Annotated in this window: 5 protein-coding genes; 4 read left to right on the plus strand and 1 reads right to left on the minus strand. The window is 59.7% G+C overall.

Features of this window, described 5'->3' with window-relative positions:
- Window positions 1-21: 21 nt before the first annotated feature.
- On the plus strand, window positions 22-1341 hold the full coding sequence (locus tag D1646_RS05185) for a Na+/H+ antiporter NhaC family protein (RefSeq protein WP_160635434.1): 1320 nt from the start codon (window positions 22-24) through the stop codon (window positions 1339-1341).
- 44 nt (window positions 1342-1385) lie between these two features.
- Here D1646_RS05185 and D1646_RS05190 read toward each other — a convergent pair whose 3' ends face one another.
- A complete protein-coding gene (locus D1646_RS05190; RefSeq protein ID WP_160635435.1) occupies window positions 1386-1949 on the minus strand; it encodes a VanZ family protein in 564 nt (187 codons plus the stop codon).
- 713 nt (window positions 1950-2662) lie between these two features.
- On the opposite strand from D1646_RS05190, the gene D1646_RS05195 reads away from it, so the two are divergent.
- From D1646_RS05195 to rpoD, 3 genes are all read left to right on the plus strand, one after another.
- On the plus strand, window positions 2663-3667 hold the full coding sequence (locus D1646_RS05195; RefSeq protein WP_160635436.1) for a deoxyguanosinetriphosphate triphosphohydrolase: 1005 nt from the start codon (window positions 2663-2665) through the stop codon (window positions 3665-3667).
- Between the two features lie 71 nt (window positions 3668-3738).
- Window positions 3739-5505, plus strand: coding sequence for a DNA primase (dnaG, locus tag D1646_RS05200; protein ID WP_160635437.1), 1767 nt, complete (start codon window positions 3739-3741; stop codon window positions 5503-5505).
- Window positions 5506-5603: 98 nt separating this feature from the next.
- Window positions 5604-6815, plus strand: a complete 1212-nt coding sequence (gene rpoD / locus D1646_RS05205) for an RNA polymerase sigma factor RpoD (protein WP_160635443.1) — start codon at window positions 5604-5606, stop codon at window positions 6813-6815.
- Window positions 6816-6989: the final 174 nt, after the last annotated feature.

Below are 6989 nucleotides of genomic sequence, written 5' to 3' on the forward strand. Positions count from 1 at the left end.
GGAGAAAAGGGAGGATTCCTTATGGATCAGAGAGAGAAGAAACCGAAGCAAAATCCGGCGGCGCTGCTGCCCATCCTGCTGTTTTTGGTGCTGTATTTGGGCATGGGCCTGGTCTTTGAGTACGGCCTGGGTGTAGAGATGGCCTTCTACAACATCCCCATTGTGGTGGTGTTCATGGTCTCGCTGCTGGTGGCCTGCCTGCAAAACCGCAGTCTGAAATTTGATGACAAAATGGCGGTCATGGCTCAGGGCGTGGGCGACAAGAACATTATGACCATGATTTTGATTTTCCTGGTGGCCGGCGTCTTTGTGGGCGTCACCGGTCGCAGCAGCGCAGAGGCGGTGGCCTACTTCCTGCTGTCGGTGACCCCCGCCTGGGCCTCGGTGGCAGTGCTCTTTGTGGCGGCCTGCTTTGTGTCCACCGCCATGGGCACCTCGGTGGGGACTATCACCCTGATAACCCCCATCGCTGCGGCGGTGTCCAATGTGTCCGGCTTCTCCCTGCCCCTGTGTGTGGGCTCGGTGATGGGCGGGGCCATGTTCGGCGACAACCTGTCCTTTATTTCGGACACCACCATCGCCGCCTGCAACACCCAGGGCTGCGAGATGCGCGACAAGTTCCGGGCCAATTTCAAAATCGCTCTGCCTGCCGCCATTGCAACACTGGCAGTGATTCTGGTCCAGTCCCTCAACGCCGGCGTGGGCCACATTGATATTCCCGACTACAATCTGCTGCTGCTCATCCCCTATGTCCTGGTGCTGGCCGGAGGCATTGCAGGCCTGAATGTGTTTGTGGTGCTCATTGTAGGTATTCTGGCGGGCGCGGCTATTGTGTTGCCCACGGGGACGGTGGACTTTATGGGGCTGCTGGGGGGCATGGGCTCCGGGGCCTCGGGTATGTTTGAGACCATTATGGTCACCATCCTGGTGTCCGCTATGTGCGCCCTGATCCGGGAGTACGGCGGCTTCGAGGCTCTGCTGGCCTTTATCCGCCGCGCCTTCAAGGGCCGGGTGGGCGGCCGGCTGGGCGTGGGGCTGCTGGTGGGCGCCATGGATATTGCCACCGCCAACAACACCGTGGCAATCGTTATGGCGGGTCCCATCGCCAGGGAAATCAGCGAGGAGTACCACATTACCCCCAAGGAGTCGGCCTCCCTGCTGGATACCTTCTCCTGTATTTTCCAGGGGGTCATCCCCTACGGCGCCCAGATGCTGGTGGCCATTTCCGCCTCCGGCGGCGCCGTGTCGGCCTTCCAGATTATGCCGTGCCTGTACTACCCTTATCTGCTGGCGGTGGCCTCCATCGTCTACATTCTGGTGGGTGCGGGTAAGAAAAAGTAGAGGAACATACAATCGTACCCCCGCATCCGGCGGGGGTACGATTTTTAGTGTCTGTGGAGACAGGCGGATATAGCAGAGAATACAGAGGCAGAGAGCAGCACGCCCAGTGTGTTCAGAATGATGTCGTTAATATCAAAGCTGCGGCCAACGAAGGGCTGGAGCACTTCGATGGTCAGGGAGGTCAGTATGCCGGCAACCACAGTTTTTCTCCAGGAGCTGCCGCGCCGCGCCAAGGGAAAGAGAATGCCGAAGGGGAGATATAGAAGGATATTTCCCAGGGACTCTGACCCAAAGCGGCGGAAGAAGTCTGGGACGAGGTAAAATTCAAAGGTGAGCCAGCTGTGGTGGGAGCCGCTGGCCGCCCGGTAGAGGAGAAAGTACCAGAGATCGCTGACAAGGTGGAAGGCGAGGGTGAGGGAGACCAGTCCCGCAAGATAGCTGGCGAACAGGGCCGCGCCAAGGGCCTCCGCAGCAGGAGTTCGGCGCGTCCGCCTGAACCGGTAAACGACGAGCCCTGCCAGCAGGGCGATAGGGATCGTCTGCAAAAAGTATCCAGGGTATGTAGCGAAGAAAAAGTATTGAAAAGTCATATCCTCAGGAAAATACATGGCATAGTCCTCCTTTTCCTTATGATAGCACAGCGGTCTGTGACACTCCATTAAGATATGATTAAATTTCACAGAAAAATTTCTTGTATTTTTCTTCTCCACCGTCCTGGGCGCCGGAAAGAGCGGCGGTACTGTGTCGGCCCTACCTTATCTCCGCTCCCTCTGGTAACCTCCATGGTCCACATCCTTGGGCGCGGGCAAGAAACGCTGGCTCCGCCCATAAAAAACGTACCCCTACTGTGGCCGGTGGGGGTACGGAGTTTTGAGCGGGTTTGACAAAATCCCTGTTTGGGCTTATGATAAAAACGCCCGCCAGCCAGGCGGGGCAGAAGGCGCGTTGTTACATAAAAAGGCGGTTGGCCCACTTTCCTCCAGGCAGATTCCAATTCGGAGGAGGTGGTGCGAATGGGAAACGATTTCCGGGGGTTCATCCTCCGTTTCGTGGTGTGCTTGAGCATTGTCGTGCTGATTTTGCTCCTCACCGCCTCAAAAGCGTGTTAGCCGCCCGGATGGCCCCCGAGCGGCTAACGAATTGTTAGTCTGATTCCGGGCCAACCGTCAGTGACAGTGCCCTTCTGCTTTTATTATATCAACCCCGTCCCCTGTTGTCAAGGCGGAACAGACCGCAAAAAAATTTTTGAAAAAAGAGGAATTTGAAAAGTAATCCCGTATAAGTAAACAGTAACGAAAACTGGGTAAGGGAGGGTCTGCTTATGACGCTACGCCAGCAGCTCCAGGAGCGGGAGGACACAGTTCTGTCCCCGCTGGCCTGCAAATCATTCCAGAGCCGGGGACGGGCGCGGTCGGAGGAGGAGTGCGCCATTCGAACCCCCTTCCAGCGGGACACCGACCGCATTGTATACTCCAAAGCCTTCCGGCGCTTAAAGCAGAAGACCCAGGTTTTTCTGCACCCCGAGGGGGACCACTACCGCACCCGCATGACCCACACGCTTGAGGTCAGCCGCATTGCCCGCACCATGGCCCGGGCGCTGTTTTTGAACGAGGACCTGACCGAGGCCATTGCCCTGGGCCACGATCTGGGCCACACCCCCTTCGGCCACGCCGGGGAGCGGCTGCTGGACCAGGTGATGCCCGGCGGGTTTGCCCACTACCAGCAGTCCCTGCGGGTCGTGGACCAGTTGGAGAAGGGGGGCGTGGGGCTGAACCTGACCTGGGAGGTGCGCAACGGCATTGTCTGCCATACCAAGGGAACCCCGGCCGCAACTCTGGAGGGGCAGATCGTCCGGCTGGCTGACCACATCGCCTACATCAACCACGACATTGAGGATGCCCTGCGGGGTGGGATCATCTACCCCATAGACCTGCCCTTGGACGTCTCCCGGGTTCTGGGCTTTACCCACAGCGAGCGGATCAACACTCTGGTGGCCGACGCCATTCAGGCCAGTGAGGGCCAGTCTGAGATCAGGCAGTCCCCTGAGGTGGGGGAGGCTATGCTGACCCTGAAGGAGTTTATGTTTGACAGCGTGTACACCAATCCAATGGCCAAGGGCGAGGAGGGCAAGGCCCAGGATATGCTGCGCTGCCTGTTTGAATACTATCAAAAGAACCCCGACCACCTGCCCGACGACTTCCAGGCCATCCGCGTGAAGGAGGGGGTGGATCGGGCGGTCTGCGACTATATCGCCGGCATGACCGACCCCTTCGCGGTAGACCGGTACAGGGAAATCTTCATTCCCAAGGGGTGGACCGTTCTGTAATTGGGATAATTTTGCTGTAAAACGGATACAAATAGGGGTGAAACCCCCGCAGATAAGAGAGGTGTACGCAATTGCCCCTTCCAGAGCGATTTTTGGACGAGCTCATTGCAAGAACCGACATTGTGGATCTGGTGTCCGAGTCGGTGCGGCTGACGAAAAAAGGGGGCAGCTGGTGGGGCTGCTGTCCCTTCCACAGCGAAAAGACCCCCTCCTTCCACGTGGTCCCCGACCGGCAGATGTATAAGTGCTTCGGCTGCGGCAAGGGGGGCGGCGTCATCAACTATGTGATGGAGCTGGAAAATCTGCCTTTCCGGGATGCAGTGGCAGTGCTGGCCAAGCGGGCCGGAATGCAGATGCCGGAGTTTGACGGTTCTTCCTCCGGAATGCGGGAGCGGCGGGAGAAGATTTTAGAGATGAACAAACAGACCGCCCGCCTCTTCCACCGCTGGCTCAACTCCCCCCAGGGTTCTGAGGGGCTGGCCTATCTGGAGCGGCGGGGACTGTCCCGGCGGACCCGGACCAACTTCGGCCTAGGCTTTGCACTGAACAGCTGGGATGGCCTGATCCAGGCGCTGGCCGGCCTGGGCTACAGCAAGCGGGATATGCTGGACGCCGGACTGGCGGTAAGCAATAAGGACGGACGCATTTACGACCGCTTCCGCAACCGGGTCATGTTCCCCATCATCGACGTGCGGGGCAATGTGATCGGCTTTGGGGGCCGGGTGATGGACGACGCAACCCCTAAGTATCTCAACTCCCCCGACACTCCGGTGTACAATAAGAGCCGCAACGTCTTCGCTCTAAATATTGCAAAAAACTCCAAGGCGGGGCGGGTCATCCTGACAGAGGGCTACATGGACACCATCGCCCTCCACCAGGCGGGCTTTGACAATGCGGTGGCCTCATTGGGCACCGCCTTCACTGAGGAACACGGCCAGCTGCTGGCCCGGTACTTTAAGGAGGCGGTCATCTCCTATGATGGCGACAGCGCCGGGGTAGCTGCGGCTCAGCGGGCCATTCCCCTGCTGGAGAAGGCGGGACTGAAGGTGAAGGTACTTCGGATGCAGGGAGCCAAGGACCCGGACGAATTTATCAAGGCCTACGGGCGGGACGCCTTTGTCAGGCTGCTGGACCAGAGTGAGAACCAGGTGGACTACCGTCTGGCCCAAATTCAAAAGAAATACGACCTCACTGACGATGGCCAGCGGGTCTCCTTCCTCCAGGAGGCGGCCCAGCTGGTCTCAACCCTCCACAGCGCAGTGGAGCGGGAGATCTACGGCGGCCATGCTGCCCAGACGGCAGGGGTCAGTCCCGAGACTATGAAGCTGGAGGTAGACCGGGCGCTCAAGGGCCGGCTGCGTAAGGAGAAGCGGCAGGAGGAGCGGCAGAACATGGCTCCGGTCGGCCAGCTCCAGCCCAAGGCCCGCACCCTGCGGTATGAAAATATCCGCTCCGCCCGGGCGGAGGAGGGACTGCTGCGGCTGCTTATGCTGGACCCGGGTCTGGCGGGGCGGATGGACGGCATTACAGGAGCAGAGTTTTCCTCTGGCCTGCTGGGCCGGGCCTTTGACGCGCTGAACCGGCGGGCGGCAGCGGGACTGTCCACCCAGCTTGCCGCCCTGGCAGAGGACTTTGACCGTGAGGAGATGGACCATTTGGCCCAGGTGGCCGCCCAGCCTGAGTCGGTGGCCAATAGCGGCCAGTCTATTCAGGACTACATATCCATTGTCCGCGGTGAAGGACTGCTGCGCAGCGGGACGGCCCAGGGCGACGACCTGCTGCTGGCCGCACAAAAAAGATATCAACAGAAGAAAGCATATATGGAGGAGAAAACATGAGCACCAAGAAGAAAGAACCCGCCCCTATGATGATCCTGGAGAAAAAGGAGAAGAAAAACGACATCCAGGCCCGGATGGAAACCGGCAAGATTGAGATCATGAAGGTGGTAGAGGGGGTCGCCGGCGCGGAGAAGCTGGGAGAGCTGATCGAGCGGGGCAAGAAAAAGGGGCACCTGTCTTCCTCCGAGCTGCTGGACGTGCTGGAGGACATGGAACTGGGCGCAGAGCAGATGGATAAAATTTACGACACCCTGGAGAACCTGGGCATCGAGACGGTGGGGGAGGACTACATCCCCGACCTGGGAGACGCCGGCGATCCCCCAGTGGAGGAGATGGAGGGCATTCCCGATGAGGAGATTGTCGATCCCAACACTCTCATCGACAACTTCGGCACCGATGACCCGGTGCGCATGTACCTGAAGGAGATCGGCAAGGTGAACCTGCTCACCTCGGAGGAGGAGGTGGAGCTGGCCCAGTCTATGACCGCCGGCAGCGCCGCCCAGGAGCAGCTGGACGAGCTGCTTGAGGCGGGGGAGGAGATCCCACCGGAGGTCCGCCGGGAGCTGGAAAAGACCATCAAGAAGGGGGAGCGGGCCCGCCAGCGGCTGGCGGAGGCCAACCTGCGTCTGGTGGTGTCCATTGCTAAGCGGTATGTGGGCCGGGGGATGCAGTTCCTGGACCTGATCCAGGAGGGCAACCTGGGCCTCATTAAGGCAGTAGAGAAATTTGACTACACCAAGGGCTATAAATTCTCCACCTATGCCACCTGGTGGATTCGCCAGGCCATCACCCGGGCCATCGCCGACCAGGCCCGCACCATCCGTATCCCGGTTCACATGGTGGAGACCATTAACAAGGTGATCCGGGTCTCCCGCCAGCTGCTCCAGGAGCTGGGCCACGACCCCACCCCGGAGGAGATTGCCGAGGAGATGAATATGCCTGAGGAGCGGGTGCGGGAGATTTTGAAAATCGCCCAGGAGCCCGTTAGCCTAGAGACCCCCATCGGCGAGGAGGAGGACAGCCATCTGGGCGACTTCATCCCCGATGAGGACGCCTCCGAGCCCGCCGAGGCCGCCTCCTTTACCCTGCTGAAGGAGCAGCTGGTGGAGGTGCTGTCCACCCTCACCCCCCGGGAGGAGAAGGTGCTCAAGCTGCGCTTCGGCATTGAGGACGGCCGCACTCGAACCCTGGAGGAGGTGGGCAAGGAGTTCAACGTCACCAGGGAGCGTATCCGCCAAATCGAGGCCAAAGCGCTTAGAAAACTGCGCCATCCTTCCCGGAGTAAAAAGCTGAAAGACTTTTTGAACTGAATTGATGAAGCAAGTCCTTTCGCTCAGGGCGCAGTTTTCGGGGCCCCATGGGAGCCCAGCGAAGCGGGTCCCATGGGGAGAGGAGGGACAGCGGAGCGCAATCCAAAATGCCATCCCCCGCAGGGCGTTTTGGATGCAGCGCAGCTTGTCCCGACGACGCGCCATCCTTCTCGC

The sequence above is a fragment of the Pseudoflavonifractor sp. 60 genome (genome assembly GCF_009911645.1).
GTDB lineage: Bacteria > Bacillota > Clostridia > Oscillospirales > Oscillospiraceae > Lawsonibacter.

What these genes read in the sequence shown, in the direction of transcription:
- D1646_RS05195 (WP_160635436.1), top strand. Translation starts at nt 2,663, where the DNA reads ATGACGCTACGCCAGCAGCTCCAGGAGCGGGAGGACACAGTTCTGTCC.
- rpoD (WP_160635443.1), top strand. Translation starts at nt 5,604, where the DNA reads ATGAAGGTGGTAGAGGGGGTCGCCGGCGCGGAGAAGCTGGGAGAGCTG.
- D1646_RS05185 (WP_160635434.1), top strand. Translation starts at nt 22, where the DNA reads ATGGATCAGAGAGAGAAGAAACCGAAGCAAAATCCGGCGGCGCTGCTG.
- D1646_RS05190 (WP_160635435.1), bottom strand. Translation starts at nt 1,949, where the DNA reads ATGTATTTTCCTGAGGATATGACTTTTCAATACTTTTTCTTCGCTACA.